This window comes from Nannocystis bainbridge (genome assembly GCF_028368995.1).
GTDB classification, from domain to species: Bacteria; Myxococcota_A; Polyangia; order Nannocystales; family Nannocystaceae; genus Nannocystis; species Nannocystis bainbridge.
In genome coordinates this window covers 2,776,726-2,798,685 of record NZ_JAQNDL010000003.1, presented here as the reverse complement: position 1 = coordinate 2,798,685, position 21,960 = coordinate 2,776,726, and the positions used below count along the sequence as shown (strand labels likewise).

The following is a 21,960-nucleotide window of genomic DNA, read 5'->3' as shown; positions in this document are numbered from 1 at the left end:
GCGGATTGCTGGAGCCGCGATGGGTGGAAGAGGCGGAGGTCGGGGGCTGCCTGGCCGCGGGGACAGGTCGACAGGGAGCGTCGTGGGCGAGGGTCGGGATGCAGCCGAGGAGGATCGCCGCTGCGAGTGCTTATAGGTTGCCCGTTCGGGGCTGGCGGTGATTCGAGTATCGTCGAGGGATGACGGTCGGAGACCAGTCGGGCGAAGGGGTCTTGCAGGACGTGATCCTGCAAGCTGTGGGGTCGAACCCGGCGGCAGTCATCGAGACGCTGCGAGCGAGGATGGCCCTCGAGGCGGCGGCGGCGGCGGAGCTGGTGGCGCGCACGCCGAGCGCGATGGGTACTCGACTTGCGCCCGCCCTGGCCGAGGCGCTGCGCGTCGCGCTGGTCGCCGCAGGCGCGACCGTCGAGCTGCGGGCCCATGGCCCCGCGTTCTTCGACGTGTACTTGCAAGCACAGGGCGCCAGCAAGATCCACGTGGTGCGCGCGCTGAAGCGGATGATGGGCTTCGGACTGCGCGAGGCGGTCGAGCTGGTCGACGACGCGCCGTGCCTGGTGCGCCGGCAGATCGTTCAAGAGGAGGCGGAGGCGCTGCGCGACGAGTTGCTCGAGGCCGGGGCGACTGTCGAGGTTCGCGCCCACGAGAGCAGCGCGCCGCCCGAGCGGGCGGTGAGCGGCGAGTCGGCGGCGGTGACGTGGGGCGCGGGAGGCAACCCGCCGACGCCGGTGCCGCCGAGTGCGGCGAGCAGCTCGCCGAAGCCGGTGCCGCCCGGCGCAGCGAGCAGCTCGTCGAAGCCGGTGCCGCCCGGCGAGGTGAGCAGCGAGCCAGGGTTGCCCGAGCCGAAGCGCGGCTACGGGGTGGTGTTGCGGTCCAACGGGGGATTCAGGATCCCCGTCATCAGGATCATCCGCCAGGCCACCACGCTCGGGCTCCAGGAGGCCAAGGAACTGGCCGAGTCGACCGACGTGATGCTCAAGGACGGCCTGAGCTGGACCGAGGTGTGGGTGCTCGCGCGGGCGCTGACGGCCGTCGGCGCGAGCGTCGATGTGCGCGGCCCGGCGCGGCGCTGATCGCCGCGCGCAATCTGTCCGACGCCGGGAGGGCGGAACGATGGCCCCAGGGCCAGGCCTCGAGCTCGCGCTGCCAAAGGTCCGGCCCGATCGCCGCTCTCGATCGCGCTCGCCAGGCCGTCGCGCCGAGATCGCCGCGTGGTTGCATGCGCAACGCTGGTGGGCGGATGCTAGGGTTCTGGCATGTCCGGGGACCGCCGCTACGACGACCGCGAGGTCGGCCAGATCCTCAAGCGCGTCGCGGAGCTGCACGCGCGCGAGGGCGAGAAGACCGACGCGCGGTCGATGAGTCAGGGGGAGATCGAGGAGGTCGTGCAGGAGCTGGGGATCTCGAAGGCACTGGTCGCGCGCGCGGCCGGGGAGCTGGCGATCCAGGGCGACCGCAACCGGCCGGTGTGGTGGGCGGGAGGCAAGACGGAGCTGATGTTCGAGGAGGTCGTCGACGGCAGCGTCGACGAGGCGACGCTGTCGCAGATGATCGAGGTGCTGCGGCGCTCGGTCGGCGACCCGGGGCAGCTGAAGCACGAGGCCGGGGCGCGGATCTGGTCGACGACGGCCAACCCGGCGCGCTGGATGCACTTCACGGTGGTCGAGCACGCGGGCCGCACGACCCTGCGCCTTGAAGAACGCATGGACGCGAGCGTGACGGTGGCGAGCGCGTTCCTCGGCGGCCTCGCCGGTTTCTTCGCCGGGGTGTTCGCGGTCGTGCTGCTGAAGGGGGTGGTGATCAAGGCGCTGCTGCTCCTGCTGTTGGGGGCGCTGACTTCGACCGGCGCGATCGCGGGATGGGTCGGCGGGCGGGCGCGGTGGCGAGGCCGCAGCGAGAACCACGAGGCGCAGCAACGGCGGGTCTTCGCGGCGCTCGTGGCGTTGGCGGGGGAGCGGACGTTGCCCTCGGACGAGTGATGTCTGCGGCCCGGGGGTCGCGGGCGTCGAGCGCCGCGATGGTCTTCGGTCCGACGCGGCCGTCGGGGTTAGCGATGGCCCCTATGACCATTCGGGAGCCCCTCGGCGCGGGCGTGAATGCTGCTTGATGATACGTGTGTTTCAGGGGTGCGAACCTGTCTGCAACCACGCTGTGGGACGCACGAGGTCGAGCGCGCATCGCCCAGAAGCACGCGATCAGGCGAGCAGCGGCTCGGGTTCGGCGAGCACCGCGCGGGCGTCGTTACGGGCGACCGACTGGGCGTCGGCCAGGCCGGCCTCGTTGCGGCGCCCGACCATCACGCCGAGCGCGAAGACGAAGCATCCGACCACCGACAGGCCGAAAAACAGGAAGAAGACCTGGCGGTTGTCGAGCGAGAAAGCGACCTTGTCCTCGGAGGCGGTCAGCTCTGGCATTGGGGCAGCTCCGGGGAGTGCCTCCTTGTAGGCAGGTCGCGTGTGGGACAAGAAACTCGGCGGGCCGACGAGCCCGCCGCTGGGCCTGGGCCTGCGGCGGGCGACAGGTCCGCGGTCATCGCGCGCCGATCGTCGACAGCGCCTCCGCCTCGTCCTTGCACATCGTCAGGTTGCGGACCCCGCAGTTCTTGAGCAGGAGCTTGGCGACGCTGTTGATGATGAAGTTGCCGCCGGTGAACACGGCCACCCGCTGGAGCTTGTGCTCAGCGGCGAACAGCTCGCGCAGCGCCTCACGGCAGCGGCCCCCCGGCGGCTTGGCCTCGGAGAGGTCCATGATCATGTCGTAGGCGGCGAGGTCGGCGGTGATGCGCCGCAGCTTCTCGCCGAACACGCCGATCTGGAACGGGCTGGGGACGGGCGCCTCGCGGTACATGACCACGCGGGGGAGCATCAGGCAGAGGCGGGCCTGGATCGCCTCGATCTCGGCGGGGGTGCTGTCGGGGCCGTACTCGCGCGCTTCGAGCTTCAACATCGGATCGGACTCCTTGAAGGTGGGTCGATCGAGGAATTCCCGCGCGCGCCGTTTGGTTCACGGAAATTTTCTGGGGGTTCGCGTGAACCTTCTGGCGGCGGCGGGAATTGCAGCGAGGCCCGCCACGTGCGGGCAGGAGGAGAGCCGATGAGCGCCGCGGACTACGCCAAGCTGTGGGACGACTACTGGAGCGACACCGACGCGACGGGGCAGGTCTTTTGGGACAGCCGCCCGGAGGTCGGGGTCGAGGACGACCTGCGCCGGTTCGGCGCCCACCTCGATCGGACCTTGCCGATCGTCGATCTCGGCTGCGGCCACGGGACCCAGACCCGGGCGCTGGCGCGGCAATTCTCTCGCGTCGTGGGGGCCGATGTGTCCGCAGCGGGGCTGGCGATCGCGCTCGCCGGCGAGCCTCTACCCGGGCTCGAGTTCGTCGTCCTCGACCTGCTCGACCCCGCCGCCGCGGCCGCCCTGCAGCGCCGGATCGGCGACGCAAACGTGTACGTGCGGGCCGTCTTTCACCAACTGGACGAGGCCGCGCGCGTGCAGGCGGTGGCCGGGCTGCGGGCGCTGCTCGGCCACCGCGGGCGCGCCCTGGTGTGCGAGCTGTCGCCGGCCGCGGACGCCTACTTCGAGTATCTGTTCGCCGAATTCGGCGGGCCGCCGCCCGGGCTGCAGCAGGTGCTGCGGCACGGGATCCGCCCGGCCGCCCTGCAGCGCGGAGACCTGACGCGCCTGTTCGCGCTCGCCGGGCTGACGCCGATCGCCCAGGGCAAGGGCTCGATCCACACCACGTTGACGTTGCCCGGCGGGCACACGGCGCTGGTCCCGACCGACCTCTTCGTGTTCGGCCGCGCGACCTGAGGTCGCGGCGCGCTCAGGGCTCGTCGTCGCGGAGCGCGGCGAGCTCGCGGGCCCAGCGGTCGAGGTCGTCGACGGTCGAGGCCCGCAGCGCGGGATCGGCCGCGAGCGCCTCGATCTCGGCGCGCAGCAGCTTCTTTGCCCGCGACAGCCGACTCTTGATCGTGCCAGGCGGGACCTCGAGCACGGCGGCGACGTCGTCCTGGCGCAGCCCCTCCCAGTAGTGGAGCTCGATCAGCCACTGCAGGTCGTAGGGCAGCCGACGCAGGGCGCGTAGGAGCAGGCGCCGCTCCTCGCGGGCGGCCACGGCGCGGCTCGGCGAGAGCGCGCTGGGGGCGGCGAGGGGGAGGTCGTCGAGGCCGTGGGGCTCGGGCTTGCGTCCGCGGCGCCGGAGATCGTGCAGCAGCACGTTCCGCGCGATGCCGAGGAGGTAGGCGCGGAACTCGAGCCCGTCGGGGACGCGGCCCTTGGCCTGGACGCAGGCGGTCAAGGTCTGCTGGACCACGTCGGCGACGTCGACCGCCTTGCCGCGGAAGAAGCGGGCGAGCGTCGCCACGTGGCGGCGGACGAGCGCGCTGCCGGCGGCGGGATCTCCCGCGCGCCAGCGGGCCAGTAGGTCGGCGTCGTCGGTCACGGGCCGGAGGTTAGCAAACCGCGATCTCTACGGCGCGCCGGGGTCGGCCGCGCCGCCGGAGATTGATACGCTGGGCGCGATGGGTCCGACCACCGCCGGGACGACGACGACAGGGCTCGCCCTGACGGGCCTCGGCGACGGTGATCCGGTCGAGGCGGCGCTGCTGCTGCGCCACGTCGAGGAGCGGATGTTCGGCGCCGCCGGGCCGGTGATGCTCGGGCACTACCAGCTGCAGCGGCTGCTCGGCGTCGGCGGGTTCGGGGCGGTCTACCTCGCCCACGATCCTCGGCTCGAGCGTGGGGTAGCGATCAAGTTGATGCGCCAGGACCGCGAGGCCGCCGCGCCGGAGCTGCTGCTGCGAGAGGCGCAGGCGATGGCCCGGCTGTCGCACCCGAACGTCCTCACGGTCCACGATGTCGGCACCTACACCCTGCCGGACGGCCGCGGCGGGCTGTTCGTGGTGATGGAGCACGTCGACGGCGAGACGCTCGCGCAGTGGCTCGCGGGCACGCGGCGGCCGTGGCCGGCGATCGTCGAGACGTTCCTCGCGGCCGGGCGCGGGCTGGCGGCCGCGCACGCGATCGGGCTGTGCCACCGCGACTTCAAGCCGCAGAACGTGCTGATCGGGCGCGACGGCGGGGTGCGAGTGGCCGACTTCGGCCTGGCGCGGCGGGTCGGCGAGGCGTCGGGGGGCGGGCTGGCCGGGACCCCCGGCTACATGGCCCCGGAGCTGTTCGCCGGCGACCCGGGCGGCCCGGCGGCGGATCAGTTCGCGCTCTGCGTCGCGCTGTACGAGGCGCTGTACGCCGCCCCGCCGTTCCCGTCGCGCGACCTGCAGGCGCGTCTGCGGGCGATCCGCGGGCGCGACGTCGGACCTGTCCCGGAGGACAGCGATGTGCCGGGCTGGCTGCAGGCGGCGATCGTCCGCGGCCTCGACCCCGAGCCCGGGCGACGGCACGCGAGCATGGCCGACCTGCTGCGCGCGCTCGACCCGGGCGCCGCCCCGCGCGGGATCGCCGACGTGGGGGCGATCCGCGCCCGGATCGCGCTGCTCGAGCCCGGGGTGATCCGCTACCACGAGATCCCGCTGCCGAGCGAATTCAGCGTCCAGGTGATGCGCGCCGAGATGACGCGCCTGACCAGCGACGGCGCGCCGTACACCCTGCTCGTCGAGCTCGACGAGGCCAACATGCCGGGCCCCGAGATCCGGCGCCACATCGTCCAGCTGTTCGCCGACCCCCACCTGGTCTTCGTCGCCCTGCTTGCCGGCGGCGACCCGGTCAAGGTGATGGCCGCGACGCTGATCGTCGGCGCGGTCCAGCCGCGCGAGCGCTTCGCCATGTTCGACGCGCGCGACGGGGCGCTGGCGGCTTGCCGCGCGGCCCTGGCGGCGGCCCGGCACCCGAGCGTGTCGGATCCGCCCTGATCGGCGTCGCCTCCGTGGTCGTGTCGAGGGTCGCCAGCATCGCGCCGCTGTCGGCGCCGAGGCTACTTGCGCGGATCGGTCAGCCCGGCGGGATGCAGACCTTGTCCATGGGCGAGCTGTTGTTGTCCTCGACGCATTCGTTGAGGACGCCGTTGCCCATGCCGTCGTCGTCGGCGGCGGCCCACACGCTGACGGAGTCGAAGATGCCGGGGTACTCGATCGTGACCTGCTCGGCGGCGCCGGCGACCAGCGGGCCCTGGGTCTTGACGACGCCGAGCAGGCCGAGGGTCTCCTCGTAGAAGGCGACGTTGACGCCGGGACCGACGCCGAGGCAGCCCTGGTTGGCGACCCACACCGAGAGCTTGAGGCCGGTGGCGCAGACCTGGGCGTCGAAGGTCAGGTCGTAAGGGACGAGGTCGGGGGCGCAGAAGTCGGCGGCGCCCTGGACGTTGTTGCGGTAGCTGTTGAAGGAGCTCCAGTTGTTGTCCTCGACGGTGGGGATCTCGCCGACGAGGCCGACATTGGTGATATGATAGGAGTGCTGGTTCCACACCGGGCGAGTGGAGACCCAGTTGTCGAGCGAATCCTTGAAGACCTCGATGCCGGCGTCGGTGACGATCGAGGCCTGGCTGTCGTTGTTGGTGGCGAACACGATGTCGGCCTTGAAGTCGCCGTTGACGTCGGCGATCACGGGGTACTCGGTGCGCGTGCGCGAGGAGTTGCGGTCGCGGAACAGGACCTCGGCGTCGGTCATGTTCTTGTTGCAGCCGGGGCCGGGCGGGTTCATGGCGCAGTCGGGCTCGACGCCGGGGTAGATGCGGATGTAAGCCTCGTCGTTGTAGACGACCTCGGCCCGGCCGTCGCCGTCGAAGTCGAACACGGAGGAGCCCGTGACCTGCGAGCTGTCGTCCTCGGTGGCGGCGGTCCACAGCTGGCTGAGGGCCATGCCGTTGAACTGGAACACGGTGTAACGCGCGGACCCGGCGACGCCGATGTCGCGCACGCCGTCGCCGTCGAAGTCGGCGATGTTGGGCGGGCCGCCGGTGCCCTGCTGGGGAATGTTGGCAGTGGCGATCTGCACGCCGGTCTGGCCGTTGAGGACGCGGAGGGTGCCCATGGTGACGAGCACGACCTCGGGCTTGCCGTCGGCGTCGAAGTCGGCGACGCCGCAGAAGCCGTCGGTGGCGACGTTGGAGGTCCACAGCACGCTGCCGGCGAAGTCGTCGCCGGCGACGGTGCCGGTGGTCTTGTAGGCGGTGCGCCCGCCGATGAGCTCGGGCCGGCTGTCGCCGTCGAGGTCGGCGACGCAGGAGATCGGGCCCTGGCCGTTCATACCCTGGCCCTGGTTGCCGGGGCCCTCGTAGAGCAGCTTGCCGGTGTTGCTGAAGATCGCGCGGCCGAACAGGATCTCGGGCGGGCCGTCGTTGTCCATGTTGGCGATCGCCACCGAGCCGCTCGAGTTGGTGCCGGCGAAATTTTCGGAGCGCCACAGCGGGGTGCCGTCGCTGTCGATGGCGACCAGGTACTTGCCGGCGCCGCTGGCGACGATCTCGGCCCGGCCGTCCATGTCGATGTCGCCGGCGGCGATGTTGGAGGTGCTGTTGGTGCGGTACATCGGGTCGGTGACCGTCCACAGCTTGGCGCCGGTGTCGCCGCGGATGGCCCGCAGGACGCCGTCGGCGGTGATATTGGTGCCGGTGTACGTGTTGAAGATGACCTCGGGCACGCAATCGTCGTTGAGGTCGACGACGATCGGGATCGACGAGCTCTGGTAGTGATTGGGCATGTCGTCGTCCTGGGGGATCAGGTGATTCCAGGTCGGCGTGCACACCTTGTCGGTGCAGACCTCGGCGACCTGACAGTCGACGTCGGCGTTGCACGCGATGACCTTGCGACGACCCCAGGTGAACAGCGGGGTCGGCTTGAAGACGTTGGCCGGCGGGATGTACTGGCAGGTCGGGTCGGCCTGGCTGGGCAGACAAAGGCCGAGGTTGGGGTCGCAGATGAAGCCGTCGTCGCAGGTGTCCTGGGTCGGCTTGGTGACGCAGGCCTGGTCGCTGCAGGCGGACCCTGGGGTGACGCAGGCGCCGAGGTAACACAGCTGGCCGTCGCCGCAGCACTCCTTGGCCTGGCCGCAAGGGGGCGGGCCGCCGCAGTCGGCGACGCACTGGCCGTTGTCGCACAGCTGGCCGTCGCCGCAGCAGACGCCGCTGCACAGCTGGTCTTCGGAACATGTCCCGGAGGTCGTGTTGCCGGTGTCGCTGGCAGTGCTGTCGGTGCCGCTGGTCGGCACGCTCGTGTCGGTGCCGGTGGCGGTGGCAGAGGCGGTGCCAGTGCCGCCCTCGGTGGGGCCGCCGGTGACGGTGCCGTCGCTGCCCGCCGTGGCCTCGGTGGGACCGATGGTGATGGGCAGGGTGCCCTGGGTGCCGGCGGCGCCGCCCTCGGTGTCGAGGCGCGAATCGTCGCCGCAGGCAGCCGCGAGCAGGACGGACGAGGAGAGGAGCGAGAGGCGAGTTCGTGAGGCGCGGGCCATGAGTCTACCGATCGAGCGAGAGAAGGGAGGGATGATAGCCCAGGGCCCGCGGGCGCCGGCGAGATCCTCCGAGGTCTGCTCGCGGTGACGCGCAACGGTTCGCGCGGGACGAGCGGGCAGCGGCCGCAGATTCGTCATATCGGCGTCGCAGGACGGCGACGGCGATGGCATGAGGACTCGTATCCGCGCGCGGCGAGATCGCGCGACGAGTCGCAGCATTGGCCGGTGTGCACGCTCGCGCCGAGAAGTGGCGTGTCGGGGCGAAGCGCGCGAGAGGATCGCGCGAGGGCGCGGCTCAGAGCGCCCAGGCGCGGGCGAGCTCGCGGTGCTGTCCGGCGCGGGTCTCGTCCCCGGCAGCGGCGGCGAGCTCGGGCCATACGAGCGGGTCGTCGAGGGCACCGACGACCGCGGCGAGCTCGTCGGAGACGATCCGGAGGTCGGTGTCGGGGCCAAAGGCGGTGAAGGCGTAGAGGCCGGGCCGCTCGTCGCCAGCGGGCGAGGTGAGGCGGTAAGCGTCGCCGCTCTGGACCTGCAAGCTGCCGCGGTGGGCCTGTACGACCTGCCGCAGCTCGGTGAGCACGGGCTCGCCAGGGTGAGCGCCGTCGATGGCGAAGGCGCGGTAGTCGGCGCGCTGCAGCGGTTCGACCTCGGCGTAGACGTAGACGGGGCGGTCGTCGCCCTCCTGCTCGCCGACCGGGGCGGCGTCGAAGACGATGCGGTCGTAGAGGCGCTGCGGCTGGTCGATGCGGGAGACCTGGAGGATCCGCGCGGTCACGGGGCCGGTGCGGGCGGCGAAAAGGTCCTGCCGCTTGCCGCTGGGGTGTTCGACGCGGATCCGGCACAGCTCCCAGCGCTGGTCGATGGGACCCTCGCCGTCGATCGGCATGTCGAGGCGAGCAGCGCTGTGACGCACGCGATCCCAGGCGCCGAGCAGGGTGGCGGCGACCATGCGGTCCCAGTCGTGGGCGCCGGGCGAGAGGTCGGGCTGGAGCTGCAGGGCCTCGTCGAGGAGCCGCAAGAGGGTGGGCCAGTCGCGCTGCTGGTAGGCGTTGCGGGCGTGGGCGAGGCGAGCGGCGAGGGCGTCGGCCGGGTCGGCGGCGAGGCGCTCGAGCAGGCGATTGGCGGCGTCCCAGTCGCGCGCGCGGGTGTGCCGGCGCGCGGCGACCCACCGGCCGCGGCGCTGCCTGGCAGGGTCGTCGCTGGCGAGCAGGCGCTCGCCGAGGGCGCGGTGACGGTCGTCGTCCTCGGCGTGGCGATAGGCGGCCTCGAGGAGGTCGACGGCGTCGTCGTCGTCAGGGTGAGCGTCGACGTGGCGCTCGAGCAGGTCGGCGGCCTCGAGCGCGAAGCCGAGGTCGAGCAAGAGCAGGGCGTGATGCCGGGCTCGCTCGAGGTCAGGCGCGGGGCCGGCGTCGAGGCAGCGGCGCAGGAGCTGCTCGGGGTCGTCGGTGTCGCCGGAGCCGTCAGGGCGCGGCTGGGCGAGGGCTGTCTCGAGAGACAGGCGAAGGGCGGCGACGCGCTCGGGGGCGCCGGCAGGGCGGTTGAGGCGAGCGGCGAACCGCTCCATGGCGGCGAGGTGGAGGGCGGCGACGGCCGGACTGCCGCGCTCGATGGCGAGGAGGGCGGCGGCGGCGGCGATGTCGAACGGGAGGCGGTTGGAGCCGTTGAGCCGGAGACGGGCGACAAACCGCTGGAGCAGCCGACCGAGGGCGAGGTCGTTGGGCCAGGCGTCGAGCTTCACCAGGTGCACGAGGGCGTCGGTGTAGGGCTCGTAATGGCTGGGGGTGGGGAGGATGTCCTCGAGGGCAGGCAGGTGGCGGATGGCGTCGTCGCGGCGGCCGAGGCGGGCGTAGATCCGCGTGAGGTCGATCTGCCGGGCCCGCCGCTGTCCCTCGTCGCGCCGACCGTTGGCGATGGCGTCCTGGCAGACGGCGAGGGCTTCTTCGATGCGGCCGAGCAAGATGAGGTCGGAGATCCGCTCGGGCAGGAGCGAGGTCCGCTCGCGCCCCTGGCCGACAGCGACGAGCTGCTTCTGCTGGGCTTCGAGGAAATCGAGGGCGGCTTGGGGGTCGCCCTGCTCGCGCAAGGCGGCAGCGTGCTCACAGCTGATGCAGGTGAAGCAGGGCCAGGTGGGGTCGATGCGACCGAGGGTCTCGCGCGAGACGTCGGCCCGCTCGCGTGCCCACCCGGGGCCGTCGACCTGGGAGTAACAGGCGGCGAGGTCCTGCACGGTGCACACGGCCTGAGGACAGCCGCGGGCAGCCTCGCCGTGGGCGTAGTCGACGAGGGCGACAGCCTCGCGGAGGGCCATGTCGCCCTGGCAGCGGTGCAGGACGCGGCTCTGCAGGTGCCAGTGACGCACGAAGACCTCGACCCACGGGAGACCCGCGGCCTTGGCGAGGGCGAGCGCCTCGGGAGCGAGGGCGTCGACGCGGTCGTGATGGTCGTCGACAGTGGCGGAGGGGATCCGCCGGACGAGACCGACCCGCTCGAGCACACCGCGCTGGCCGAGCAGGATCGGGGCGACGAGCCGGCTCGAGGTGACGTACACGTGAGCCCGCTCGAGCACGAGCGACGGGTGGTCGCGCTCGTGGCCGAGCTGCAGGTCGAGTGAGATGGCGCGGCAGCTCTCGCGCTCGTGAACGGCGGTCTGCCACGCCAACTCGGGGCCGAAAATGGCCGGCCCGAGATCGGGGACGGCAGCGAGGAAGTCGCTGCTCACGAGCGTGATGGTGGCGCCAGTATCGACGAGCGCCTCGATGGCGCTGGACCAGCCGCGAGAGGCGTCCCGGCGCAAGCGGACCCGGATCAGCGGCTGCGCGATGCGGCCGAAGCCGCCGTAGGAACGGGTCGTGAACCGGTGGGCGGTACCGTGGCGGGGATCCATGAGCGCAGAACTAAAAAGGTAGCGCCGGGACGGTCGCAAGGCACACGTCGTCGAGAGGGATGCCCTGGGCGCGCACCGACTCGACGACGGCGGCGACCGAGTCGGCATGAGCGACGACGCCGCGCGTGGCGTGGAGCGCGACGTGCTGGCCGATGTACTGCTCGATGGAGGGATGCCCCAGCCAGCGGAGATACGGGTCTTCTTCTTGGATCTCTTCGCCACCGCCGAGCGACGGCTCGGCACGAGCCGCGGACATTTCGGCGACGCGGGTCGAGAGCTCGGCGAGCTGGTGCTCGAGGTTCTCCAGGTGCCGACGCAGCGGCTCGAGCTCGGCGAGTTGGCGTTCGAGCTCGCCGAGCTTGTGCTCGAGAGCGGCGACTTGGGTCGCCTCGCGGGGGCGACGGGGCTCGGTGGCCGGCTTGCTCGAGAGTTGCCCGGGGAGGGGCGCCTGGGGCTGTTTGGCGCCGCGGGATTGGGTCGCGGTCGGCTTGCTCGATCGCTTGGCGGCCGACTTCTTCTTCTTGCTCGAGGCCGGCTTCTTGCCGCGGGTCGTCTTCTTCGCGGCGGTCTGCTTGGCGGACGACTTTTTCTTGGTGGGCGCCGGCTTGGGCTGCCGCTTCGGCTTGGCGTCGTCCGCGGTCCAGGCGTCGCTGCTGCGCGGCGATTGTTGCGGATGCGGCTGCATCGTCCGCTGCGCAGGTTAGCGTGCGGGGCGGGGGGTGTCGAGGAGCTCGCAGACGGCGCGGCCGTACTCGGCGAGGGCGGTGTGGAGGCCGTCGGCCTCGTTGGCGGCGGCTTCGCTGGCGCCGGCGACGAAGGCGACGAGGGCGCGCAGGAGCTTGACGCCGGGGTGACCGGCGTCGATGCCGGCGCGCTGCTCGAGCAGGCGAGCGATCGCGGGGTTGTCGAGGTTGACGTAGAGGTCGGCGTCGACGCTGGCGTCGATCTTGGCGGTGAACATGCGCATGAGGCCGAGCGCGCCGCTGGCGATCCGGCCGGCGGCCTCGTCGCTCTCGACGCGGCGCTTGAGCTCGGCTTCGCGGTCGGGCACGAGCACGAGCGGGAGCTCGGCGGGGGCGAAGCGGGCGGCGATCAGGCGTTGACCTGGCCTTGTGAGCATGTTCGAAAGGAAAGCTTGCTGGTCGGCGGAGAGGTCGGCCGGGGGGAACACGCGGCGGTTGCCGGCGGCGGTGCCGAGCTCGATGACGGCGCCGCCGCGGCGCTCGGCGTGGCGACGCGCGAACGGGAGGGCGCCGTAGCGGGTGCCGACGACGACGGGGACGCGGAGAGCACGGAACAGGACCTCCTCGAAGCCGCCGCGCGGGCTGAGGCTGGCGTACAGCTTGCCCTGGCCGCGCCGCTGGACGAGGGCGACGGGCAGGTCACCCTCGCTGGTGGGGACGGTGAGCTCGTCGGCGAGCAATTCGAACAAGCGGTCGTCGCACAGGGCGGCGCCGAGCAGGGCCTCGTTGTGGCGGAGGAGGACGCGGCGCCAGGCCTCGGGCTCGTGCTCGGCGATGTGCTTGAGGCCGTCGACGAGGGCCTCGGCGATCGCGGCGGCGACGGCCCGATAGGCGGGGTCGCGCTGGAGGTCCTCGCGCGAGGCGGTCGGGGTCAGCTTGGCCGACTCGATCGCGCCGCTGACGAAGCCGGCCCATGGGGGCAACAGCTCGCGCGCGTCGTCGTCGAGCAGCATGCCGCGGACGTAGACGTGGAGGTTGCGGTTGTCGGAGGTGCCGTAGGTGGCGGCGTCGTGGATCCACAACAGGCCGCGGACGTCGGTGCCCTCGCGCGGGCCGACGTCGAGGGTGCACAGCGGCTCGAAGCGGCGCTCGAGGCGGCGGGCGAATTCGAGGCGGAGGGCGCGGGCGCGGGCCGGGTGCGCATCGCCGGCGCGCCACGGGGCGGGCTGGGCGTTGACGGCGACTTCGTCGTCGCCGACGAAGACGGGCAGCGGCAGGAGGGCGCAGTAGTGCAGCAGGCGGGCGCGCAGGGCCGATTCGTCGCCGAGCTCGCGGAAGTTGTCCTTGAGGTGCAGGGTGACGGTGGTGCCGACCTGCCGCGCGGGGGCCTGCTCGATGCTGAAGCGCTCGCCGCTGCGCGATTGATAGAGGAGGGTGGTGTCCGGCGATTGATAGGAGGAGGTGGTGACGGCGACGCGGGTGGCGATGACGAAGGCCGAGAGGAAGCCGAGGCCGAACAGGCCGATCAGGTCGTCGCTGCCGTGCTGCTCGCGCAGCTTGCGGGTGTAGCCGGCGCCGATGGTGGCGAGGTAGCGGACGATCTCGTCGCGCGTGAGGCCGGCCCCGGTGTCGCTGACGGAGAGGGTGCCGGCGGCCGGATCGCAGGTGACGCGGATCTCGGGGGTGAACGGCGCGGGGTCCTCGAGGCGGCGGCGCACGCACGAGTCGTGGGCGTTCTGGACCAGCTCGCGCAGGGCGACGAAAGGGGTCGAATAGAGGTGCTCGCCGAGCACCGTCATGAGGCCGAAGAGGTCGACCTGGGTGGCGAGGATCTCGGGGGTGCTCATGGTGCGATCAGCTTCTTGACCTTGTCGATGCGGCCCTGAGCGCCGTCCTCGCCGAGGTCGCGCGCCTTTTCGTAATGGGTCAGGGCGTCGCGGTAGCGCAGGACGACGAAGTAGGCGTCGCCGAGCTTGAGGTGGTACGACTTCGACTGCGGCGCGGCCTCGACGGCGAGCTCGGCGAACTGCACGGCCTTTTGTTTGGCGCCGGTGTCGAAGTAGATGTCCGACAGGCCCATCAGCGCGCGGGCGTTGCGGTTGTCGTAGAAGATGGCCTGGTGGAACAGGCTCTCGGCGTCGTTGCGCCGGCCGGCCTTGAGGGCGATGACCCCGTCGTCGGCCAGCCGCTTGGCCTTGGCTGGGTCGCGGTTCGACTTGAGGGTGGCCTTCTTCGGCCGCTCGACGTCGGCGACGGGTGGGGCGTCGGCGATCTCGGCGGGGCTGTCCTCGAGGACAGGTGCGGGCTCGGGCTGCGGCGGCGGCTCGACGGGCGGCGGCTCGGGCTCGGAGCGCTTGGCGGCGGGCTTCTGCGGCAGCTCGATGCCGGCGCCGCGGAGGCCGGCGTCGAGGTCGAGGTGCTGGCTGATCGACAGCTGCGAGGCGCTCTGGTGGGCGACGAGGGTGCGCTTCTGCCGGCGCTCGGCGTCGTCGTCGGCGAGGGCGCTGACGAGTCCGAGGGCCTGCAATTCGCCGAGCGACCAGCTGCCGCTGCGGGCCTTCTCCTGAAACAGGGTGAAGGCGCCGGGGGTCATGCCGCTGCGCTCGATGGCCCGCCGATGATCGGGGTCGAAGGCGCGGGCCCAGATGTAATACTCGACGGCGAACGGGCGGGCGCCGGCGACCTCCCAGTACTTGTCGCCGAGGTTGACGAGGCCGGCGGCGAACTGGCCGCGCAGCTCGCCGGCGCGAGCGTCGGCGAGGCCGGCAGCGGGGCCGCCGATGGCCTCGAGCTCGAGGACCTTGGTGTAGGCGGTCGGGACGTCGGGCTGGTCCGGCGGCGGGGCGACGTAGAGGGTCTGGCTGGCGGCGACGAGGGCCTCCTCGGCGAGGGCGTCGATGCGCGAGCGCTCGGCCGCGGGCGGGTCGGGGGTGCGCAGGGCGACGGCGATGGCGACGCCGGCGGCGACGAGCGAGGCGCCCGCGACGATGGGCCACAGCCACCGGCGCGGGACGGCCTGCGGGCTCGGCATGCGGGCGCGCAGGCGCTCGAGCCTTTCGGGGGCGCACTCGGGCAGCGGCAGGTCGTCCCAGGCGGTCCGCATGCCGCAGGCGATCTGCGCCTCGCACAGGGCGGCCTCGAGCTCGTGCATGTCGGCGTAGCGCTCGTCTGGCTGTTTGGACAGGCAGCGCAGGACGACCTGCTCGAGCGCGGCGGGCAGCTGGAGGTCGGGCCGGGCCTGGCGGAAGGAGGGCGGCGGCTGGTGCACGTGGGCGTTCAGGACCTCCTCGAGCGCCTCGTTGGGGAACGGCGGGCTGCCGGTGAGCAGCTCGAAGGCGACGCAGCCGGCCGCGTACATGTCGAGGCGACCGTCGAACGCGAGGCCGCGGATCTGCTCGGGTGCCATGTAGTGCGGGGTGCCGGCGATCTTGCCGCGCCGCTCCTGACCGAGCACGGCGCTGATGCCGAAGTCGACGACCTTGACGACGCCGTCGCGCCCGGCCTTGCGCACGAGGATGATGTTCTCGGGCTTGATGTCGCGGTGGACGATGCCGGCCTTGTGGGCGGCGCCCAGGGCCTTGCAGAGCTGACGGAAGATGGCGAGGACCTCGGCCGGCGGGCGCACCTCGGACTCGGTGGCGGGCACGAGGTCCTTGCCGTCGAGCAGCTCCATGCAGATGAAGAGCCGCCCGTCGGGGAGCTCGCCGAAGTCGTAGATCTCGACGATGTTGGGGTGGCCGGTGCGGCTGGCGGCGCGGGCCTCGGCGCGGAACACGGCGGCCATCTCGGCGCGCCGGCTGAGGTCGTAGCGCAGGACCTTGAGCGCCACCTTGCGCTCGATGTCGACGTGCTCGGCCTCGTAGACGACGCCCATGCCGCCCTCGCCGAGCCAGCGGACCAGGCGATAGCGAGTGCCGGGCACGACGCGGCCGCTGACGAGGCGCACGCGCGTGCGCTCGCCGCCGCCAGGGTCCTGCTCCGGCTCGAGCATGGTGCCGACGGTGGCGTCGATCGAGCTGGCCGCCGGGACAGGTTCGGTGATGTCGGAGGAGCTGGCCGAAAGGACAGGATCGGTGCCGGCGTGGACGGGGCTGGCCGAAGAGACAGGTGCGGTGGCGGCCGAGCCCGCTGCGCCCGGACGCGCGCCGGCCGGGGGTTCGTCGACCCCGTCGGACTCGCTGCGACGGCCGTGCTCGGTCACTGGATACGAGTCTAGGCCAGTTTGCCGGCGCCGACGGAGGTGCCGTCGATCGAAGGTGCGATGGCCTGTGCGGTTTCGCGCGGGTGCGACGGGCGAGCCCGCGGCGGCCACGGGCGCAGGCTCGCCGGCGCGAAAATGCTGTCGCTGCGGCAGGTCCGGCCCGCGCGAGTTCGGGGCTTTGGGCGGAGCCGGAGGATGACAGCGATACGAGTCGCGGGCGCTCGCGGGAGATCGCCGGGCCGGCATGACCGGCGCGGGCGATCACGGGGCCGGCGGCGGCGGAGCGGGCTTGTCTTGCGGGTAGACGAGGATCTTCGCCAGCTCGGGCGTGACGCGGAGCTCGCCGGTGCGAGTGATGAGCGCGGCGTCGAGGCCAGGGTGCGAGGTGATGAACTCGAGGCCGGCGTCGACGCCCATGACTGCGACGGCGGTGGCGTAGGCGTCGCCGTCGGTGGCGTTGGGCGCGAGGATCGTGATGCTCTGCAGGCTGCGATCCTCGGGCACGGGGAAGCCGGTGCGCGGGTCGAGGATGTGCGAGTAACGGACGCCCTCGAACTCGATGAAGCGCTGGTAGTCGCCCGAGGTGACGACGGCGCGGTCGCGGGCCGGGATGGCGGCGATCGAGCCGGGGCCGTCGGGGCGCTGGATGCCGACCATCCAGGTCTTGCCGGCCTTGGTGCCGGAGACGAAGGTGTCGCCGCCGCCCTCGACGATGTGATCGGGGAAGCCGCGCTCGCGCAGGATGGTCGAGGCGCGGTCGACCGCGTAGCCCTTGGCGATCGCGCCGAGGCCCATCTTCATGCCGGGCTTGGCGAGGCGACCGCTGCGGGTGGCGGGGTCGAGCTCGATCGAGCGCCAGTCGACCAGCGGCAGCTTCTCGAGGATCGCCTCGCGCGTCGGCGGGCGGCTGCCGGGGTCGTATTTCCACAGCTGGCCGACGCTGTAGAAGGTCGGATCGAAGGCGCCACCGGTGGCCTGGGCGATCTCTTTGCTGCGCTGCAGGATGTCGAAGAGATCGACGCTCAGCGGGCGCAGCGGGCCGCCGGCGCCGTCGTTGAGCTGTGACAGCTCGCTGCTCGGCCGCCACTCGCTCATGATCTGCTCGACACGCTCGATCTCCGCGAACGCGGCCTCGATCGCCGCGCCCGCCTCGGCCGGGGCGCGCTCGCCGACGTGGACGTTGATCGAGACGCGGGTGCCCATCTGCTGGGTCTCGGCGTAGATCGTGCCGTCCTTGCGCACCGGCGGGGCCGCGCGCTCGGGCTCCGGCTCCGGCGCGGGGGCCGGCTCCGGGGCTGTCTTTGAGGACATGTCGCTCGGGGCAGGTTTGTTGGGACCTGTCCCTTGAGGCTGGCCGCAGGCGAGCAGGGCGGCGAGGGCCACCAGCGCTCGCCGCGTCACTTCTTCTTGTCCGGGCTGAGGCTCGGCGGGCGCGGCGGCGGGGCCTTGGGCGGCGGCGGGCGCGGGGCCGCGAAAACCGGCTCGTCGTCGGGCTCGAACTCGTCGACCGGCTCGAGCTCGTCGATCTCCTCCGGCTCCTCCTCGTCGACGCTCTCCGGGCCCGGCGGGCGGAAGGCGTGCTTGACCGGCGGCAGGCTCTCCTCGCCCGGCGACTTGAAGGTCGGCGGGCGGAACATGCTGCCGCTCGAGCTGGCGCTGGTCGGCTTGGGGTCGGGCAGGCGCAACGAGGGCAGCGCAGGCCGGCTCGCCTCGGGCGGGGCCGTCGGCCGGGCGGCAGGGCGCGAGCCGCTGGTCTCGCTATCGGCGGCCTCGGCTTCCGGCTTGCGCAGGTCCGGCAAGGGGCGCTTGCCGGAGGCGGAGTCGGAGAGCAGGCGCTTGCCGGAAGCGGCAGCGTCGGCCAGCAGGTTGGCGCCGGAGGTCTCGGTGGTGCCGAGGGGTCGCTTGCCGGAGCCGGAGGCGCCAGCGAGCAGGCCGGAGGTCTCGGTGGTGCCGAGGGGGCGCTTGCCGGAGCCGGAGGCGTCAGGCAGACGGCTGGCGACGGAGGTCTCGGTGGGACCGAGCGGGCGCTTGCCGGAACCGGAGGCGCCGGCGAGCAGGCCAGAGGTCTCGGTGGTGCCGAGGGGGCGCTTGCCGGAGCTCGAGGCGTCGGGCAGGCGGCTGGAGACGGAGGTCTCGGTGGGACCGAGGGCGCGCTTGCCGGAACCGGAGGCGTCGGGCAGGCGGCTCGAGACGGAGGTCTCGGTGGGACCGAGGGGGCGCTTGCCGGAGCCGGAGGCGTCGGGCAGGCGGCTCGAGACGGAGGACTCGGTGTTGCCGAGCGGGCGCCTGCCGGATTCGGCGGCGTCGGGCAAGCGGCTAGAGACGGAGGACTCGGTGTTGCCGAGCGGGCGCCTGCCGGAGGCCTCGGCCGAGGGGCCGGAGGTCGGGCGGCGGGCCTGGCTGGCTGAGGCCTCGGCGCGGCGAGCCACGGGGATCGGGCCGCTCGGGCGCCGGCCGGCGGTGGCGGAGTCACCTGGCCGAAGGGACAGCTCGGCGAGGGCCCGGTGGGCGCTGCTCTCGCTGTCGCCGCGGAGGTCGGTGGGGACGGGGCGGCTGGAGGACGACTCGGAGGAGCGGCGCCAGCTCGAGGAGATCGGGCGCCGCGGCAGCAGCGGGCTGTCGTTGAGGTTGGAGAAGTCGTCCTCGGTCTCGGCGAGGCGCGACAGGTCCTCGTCGGGCTCGGCGGCGGGCGCGGGCGACCTGGCCGCCGGGACAGCCTTGTGCGAGCGGGTGTCGAAGCTGTTGAGCTCGGAGAAATCGTCCTCGTCGGCGGCGACGGGGATCCGGCGGAAGGAGCTGGCGGGGCGGACCGCCGAGATCTCGGTGTCGCGCAGCTGCGACAGCGCGCGCAGACCCGAGGCCTCGGAGCCGGGCACGCGGGCGCGCAGGCCCGAGGTCTCGGCGTCGAGCGCCCGGATCTCGGAGGCCTCGGTCGGGTCGCGCGGGCGGAAGCGCAGGCCGAAGTCCTCCGGCGACGGGGTCTCGACGGCCGCCTGACGGCCGGTCTGCCGCAGGGCCCGCATGGCGCCGGTGCGCCGCCGCGGGTCGGACTCGTCGATGTCGATGTCGAGGTCGAAGTCGCTGACGTCGGCGTCGCTGAACGGGAGGATCGGGTCGGAGACGCGGGCGTAGCCGACGGCGAGGCCGCCCCACAGCTTGTCGAGCTCGGGGTAGTGCCGCCAGAACCGCGCCGCGAGCCGCGGACCCGGCCGCGCGGTGCCCTTGGCGACCTCGACGTGGATGAGTCCCGCGTGCACCGTGACCGCCAGGACGTGGCCGGCGTAGTAGGTGTCGATCGCCTCCTTGAGGCGCCAGAACAGCTCCTGCGGGGCGCCGTCCTTGCCGATCACGGCCTTCCACATCTGCAGCGGACCGTGCTCGATCACCGGCGCGAACAGGAACTCACGGCCGCTCGGGAACAGCAGCTGGAAGCGCTCGTGCTCGATGACGTAGTCGTCCTCGACCGCGCCGAGGTTGCGCAGCATCTTGCCGAGCTGCGGCCCGGTGGGGCGGATCGCTCGCAGCGCCTCCAGGCGGCGCAGCGCCGCCGTCATCCCGGCGTCGCGCAAGATCTCCGCGAAGATGTCCTCGACCTCTTCCCAGGTGCCGTGCAGCGGCACGGTGGCGAGGATCCGGCCGCCGATCTTGCCGACGCGGATCATCTCGCCCAGGGCCGGCTCGAGGTCGACCGACTCGCCGAGCACCAGATTGGCGACGACGAGGTTGTAGCTGTCGTCGGCCATCGCCGTGACGTCGTCGAAGTGGCCGGACTTGAAGTAGACCCGGTTCTTCCACTCGGCGCGGATCCGCGTCTTCGCCAGCTCGAGCGCGCCCTCGTCGGGGTCGATCGCCAGGATCTTCGCGCCGGCGCCGAGGCGATGCAGCAGCTCGCCCGTGCCGCGCCCGGTCCCGCAGTGGATGTCGAGCGCGAGGACCTCGGGGAGGTTGGGCAGGTTACGGACGATCAGCCGCGCGAAACGGTCGTGCCAGACCGGCGAGATCTCGCGGTCGAGCACCCGGGCGACCCTTCGGTCGCGGAGCCCCGAGGCTCCGCCGCCGCGACTGTCTTGTGTGCTCAAGGGATGGATGCGTCGGCCGCGAGGGGCTCAGTTCTTGGGCAGGACGATCAGCCCGAACTCGTAGTTGCTGCCGTCGCCGTTGGCCCGGATCAGCGCCGCCTTGGCGGCCGGGTCGGCCTCGTTGTTGCCGCAGTCGTCTTCGTTCTGCGCGATGCAGTAGTCGAAGCTGATGTTGGCGACGAAGGCCCGCTCGCCGTAGTTGCGCAGGAAGGTCTCGTCGTTCTCGGTCACGCGGATCGCGTGCGTGAAGCCGTCGAAGCCCATCGCCGGGAACTTGGCCGACGGGCCGGCGCTGACCTGGGCGGTCGCCGACAGCGCGTTGTACGAGAAGATGTAGGCGTAGAAGCAGGAGCCGCCGCAGGCCTCGTTGTACGTGACCGTGACCTGCGGGTCGGGGACGTCGCTGCCGAAGGTGAACTCGAGCGGGCTGCCGTCGACGTCGAACACGATGTGGCCCGGCGCCAGGGTCTTGTCGGTGCCGGTGTCCTGGCGCTCGACCCCGTAGGCGGTGCCGGCCTGGACGTCCTGCGGGGCGCAGTACGGCAGGTACGCCTTGGTGCCCGACTGCTCGATCGTGGTGATCCACGCGTAGGCGCCGAAGCGGAGCTTGGTGTCGATGGTGCCCGAGAGCTCGCAGGTGTCGGCGCTGACGGCGATGCCCGGCGGGAAGCTGTCGGGGGTGTTGGCGTCGGCGTCGAAGTTGCGGCTGCCGTTGCCGCGGCCGGCGACCAGCGCGCAGGTCGGGTTGGCGGTGGCGTCCTTGACCGGGATGACGATGCCCTTGGCGATCAGGCCGTCGAGGTCCTCGCCGTAGCTGATGCAGCCGTCGGGATAGGCGGCCAGCAGCGATTCCGGGTCGACCTGGATCGGGTCGCGGATCTCGAGGACGCCGCACTCGCTGGCGATCTCCTGGCCCTCGGCGTCGGTGACGGTGAGCGTCACGTTGGAGATGCCGGCGGCCTCGGGGGTGCCCGAGACGAGGCCGGTCGCGGCGTCGATCGTCAGGCCCGCGGGCAGGGTGCCGTTGTCGGTCCAGCTGCCGTACGGCTCGCGGCCGCCGATTGCGGTGGCCTGGAAGTTGTAGGCGTAGCCGACGAAGCCGTCGGGGATGTCGCCGGGGGCGACGCTCTCGTCACGGCAGTCGATGCCGGCGCCGGCGTCGATGATGATGTCGCCGCAGGTGACGACCGACCGGGCCTCGCGGCTGTCGACGACGACGACCTTGAGCGGGAAGGTGCCCTCGGCCGTCGGGGTGCCCGTGATGGCGCCGGTGGCCGCGTCGATCGACAGGCCCGCCGGCAGCGGCGTGGTCGGGTCGACCGAGAACTCGAAGGGCGAGACGCCGGTCACCACGGTGGGCGTGTAGGAGTACGGGACTCCGACCTGACCGCGCGCCGGGCTCGAACACTCGAGCGAGACGTCCTCGGCAAAACCCCAGGGGGCGAACTCTTCGCGCGAACAACCGACGAGAGCGCTGGTGACGAAGGCGGTGGTAAGGACGAGGGGGCGGAGGTGCATCGTCGACTCCTAGGGGCGCCTGCGAGGGGCGCCGGGGCAAAGTAACACGAGGAGTTAGCGCTGACTACGCGCCAGGGCAAACAAACCGCGCATCCTCCCCAGCCTCCTCCGGCGGGCCCGGCAGCAAGGGGGCGACCGCCGGGGGGCGAGGGCGCGCGGCGGGGCCGATTCGCGGCCGTACGGCCGAGCAGCGGCCCG

Annotated in this window: 15 protein-coding genes; 4 read left to right on the top strand and 11 right to left on the bottom strand. The window is 72.3% G+C overall.

Annotated features, from left to right (window positions below):
* Nucleotides 1–179: 179 nt before the first annotated feature.
* On the top strand, nt 180–1,070 hold the full coding sequence (locus POL25_RS36330; RefSeq protein WP_272090945.1) for a ribosomal protein L7/L12: 891 nt from the start codon (nt 180–182) through the stop codon (nt 1,068–1,070).
* A gap of 183 nt (nt 1,071–1,253) precedes the next feature.
* A complete protein-coding gene (locus POL25_RS36325) occupies nt 1,254–1,976 on the top strand; it encodes a hypothetical protein (protein WP_272090944.1) in 723 nt (240 codons plus the stop codon).
* Between the two features lie 216 nt (nt 1,977–2,192).
* Here POL25_RS36325 and POL25_RS36320 read toward each other — a convergent pair whose 3' ends face one another.
* Nucleotides 2,193–2,411 carry a hypothetical protein gene (locus POL25_RS36320; RefSeq protein ID WP_272090943.1) on the bottom strand — a complete coding sequence of 73 codons (219 nt, stop codon included), beginning with the start codon at nt 2,409–2,411 and terminating at the stop codon, nt 2,193–2,195.
* A gap of 115 nt (nt 2,412–2,526) precedes the next feature.
* Entirely contained in the window at nt 2,527–2,943 is a 417-nt protein-coding gene (locus POL25_RS36315) for a hypothetical protein (RefSeq protein WP_272090942.1), read from the bottom strand.
* Between the two features lie 147 nt (nt 2,944–3,090).
* Here POL25_RS36315 and POL25_RS36310 point away from each other — a divergent pair, with 147 nt between their 5' ends.
* Entirely contained in the window at nt 3,091–3,807 is a 717-nt protein-coding gene (locus POL25_RS36310) for a methyltransferase domain-containing protein (protein WP_272090941.1), read from the top strand.
* Nucleotides 3,808–3,820: 13 nt separating this feature from the next.
* Here POL25_RS36310 and POL25_RS36305 read toward each other — a convergent pair whose 3' ends face one another.
* Entirely contained in the window at nt 3,821–4,438 is a 618-nt protein-coding gene (locus POL25_RS36305) for an RNA polymerase sigma factor (protein ID WP_272090940.1), read from the bottom strand.
* A gap of 79 nt (nt 4,439–4,517) precedes the next feature.
* Here POL25_RS36305 and POL25_RS36300 point away from each other — a divergent pair, with 79 nt between their 5' ends.
* Nucleotides 4,518–5,864 (top strand): serine/threonine-protein kinase, encoded by a 1,347-nt coding sequence (locus POL25_RS36300; RefSeq protein ID WP_272090939.1) that lies wholly within the window; start codon nt 4,518–4,520, stop codon nt 5,862–5,864.
* 79 nt (nt 5,865–5,943) lie between these two features.
* On the opposite strand, the gene POL25_RS36295 is transcribed toward POL25_RS36300, so the two are convergent.
* The 8 genes from POL25_RS36295 to POL25_RS36260 all read right to left on the bottom strand — a co-directional run bounded on the left by POL25_RS36295 (nt 5,944) and on the right by POL25_RS36260 (nt 21,762).
* On the bottom strand, nt 5,944–8,397 hold the full coding sequence (locus POL25_RS36295) for an FG-GAP-like repeat-containing protein (protein WP_272090938.1): 2,454 nt from the start codon (nt 8,395–8,397) through the stop codon (nt 5,944–5,946).
* Between the two features lie 295 nt (nt 8,398–8,692).
* A complete protein-coding gene (locus tag POL25_RS36290; protein WP_272090937.1) occupies nt 8,693–11,281 on the bottom strand; it encodes a hypothetical protein in 2,589 nt (862 codons plus the stop codon).
* Between the two features lie 10 nt (nt 11,282–11,291).
* A complete protein-coding gene (locus POL25_RS36285; RefSeq protein ID WP_272090936.1) occupies nt 11,292–11,966 on the bottom strand; it encodes a hypothetical protein in 675 nt (224 codons plus the stop codon).
* Between the two features lie 15 nt (nt 11,967–11,981).
* On the bottom strand, nt 11,982–13,811 hold the full coding sequence (locus tag POL25_RS36280; RefSeq protein WP_272090935.1) for an ATP-binding protein: 1,830 nt from the start codon (nt 13,809–13,811) through the stop codon (nt 11,982–11,984).
* Nucleotides 13,808–16,165, bottom strand: coding sequence for a serine/threonine-protein kinase (locus tag POL25_RS36275; RefSeq protein ID WP_272090934.1), 2,358 nt, complete (start codon nt 16,163–16,165; stop codon nt 13,808–13,810). Before POL25_RS36275 ends, POL25_RS36280 begins: the two co-directional genes overlap by 4 nt.
* Before the next feature lie 261 nt (nt 16,166–16,426).
* The gene (locus tag POL25_RS36270; protein WP_272090933.1) at nt 16,427–17,566 is read right to left on the bottom strand and encodes an FAD:protein FMN transferase; all 1,140 of its coding nucleotides are present in this window, start codon (nt 17,564–17,566) and stop codon (nt 16,427–16,429) included.
* A complete protein-coding gene (locus POL25_RS36265) occupies nt 17,563–20,181 on the bottom strand; it encodes a methyltransferase domain-containing protein (protein ID WP_272090932.1) in 2,619 nt (872 codons plus the stop codon). The genes POL25_RS36270 and POL25_RS36265 overlap by 4 nt, the downstream gene beginning before the upstream one ends.
* A gap of 90 nt (nt 20,182–20,271) precedes the next feature.
* A complete protein-coding gene (locus POL25_RS36260) occupies nt 20,272–21,762 on the bottom strand; it encodes an Ig domain-containing protein (RefSeq protein WP_272090931.1) in 1,491 nt (496 codons plus the stop codon).
* Nucleotides 21,763–21,960: the final 198 nt, after the last annotated feature.

What these genes read in the sequence shown, in the direction of transcription:
- POL25_RS36320 (WP_272090943.1), bottom strand. Translation starts at nt 2,411, where the DNA reads ATGCCAGAGCTGACCGCCTCCGAGGACAAGGTCGCTTTCTCGCTCGAC.
- POL25_RS36330 (WP_272090945.1), top strand. Translation starts at nt 180, where the DNA reads ATGACGGTCGGAGACCAGTCGGGCGAAGGGGTCTTGCAGGACGTGATC.
- POL25_RS36300 (WP_272090939.1), top strand. Translation starts at nt 4,518, where the DNA reads ATGGGTCCGACCACCGCCGGGACGACGACGACAGGGCTCGCCCTGACG.
- POL25_RS36295 (WP_272090938.1), bottom strand. Translation starts at nt 8,397, where the DNA reads ATGGCCCGCGCCTCACGAACTCGCCTCTCGCTCCTCTCCTCGTCCGTC.
- POL25_RS36310 (WP_272090941.1), top strand. Translation starts at nt 3,091, where the DNA reads ATGAGCGCCGCGGACTACGCCAAGCTGTGGGACGACTACTGGAGCGAC.
- POL25_RS36325 (WP_272090944.1), top strand. Translation starts at nt 1,254, where the DNA reads ATGTCCGGGGACCGCCGCTACGACGACCGCGAGGTCGGCCAGATCCTC.
- POL25_RS36290 (WP_272090937.1), bottom strand. Translation starts at nt 11,281, where the DNA reads ATGGATCCCCGCCACGGTACCGCCCACCGGTTCACGACCCGTTCCTAC.
- POL25_RS36285 (WP_272090936.1), bottom strand. Translation starts at nt 11,966, where the DNA reads ATGCAGCCGCATCCGCAACAATCGCCGCGCAGCAGCGACGCCTGGACC.
- POL25_RS36260 (WP_272090931.1), bottom strand. Translation starts at nt 21,762, where the DNA reads ATGCACCTCCGCCCCCTCGTCCTTACCACCGCCTTCGTCACCAGCGCT.
- POL25_RS36280 (WP_272090935.1), bottom strand. Translation starts at nt 13,811, where the DNA reads ATGAGCACCCCCGAGATCCTCGCCACCCAGGTCGACCTCTTCGGCCTC.
- POL25_RS36315 (WP_272090942.1), bottom strand. Translation starts at nt 2,943, where the DNA reads ATGTTGAAGCTCGAAGCGCGCGAGTACGGCCCCGACAGCACCCCCGCC.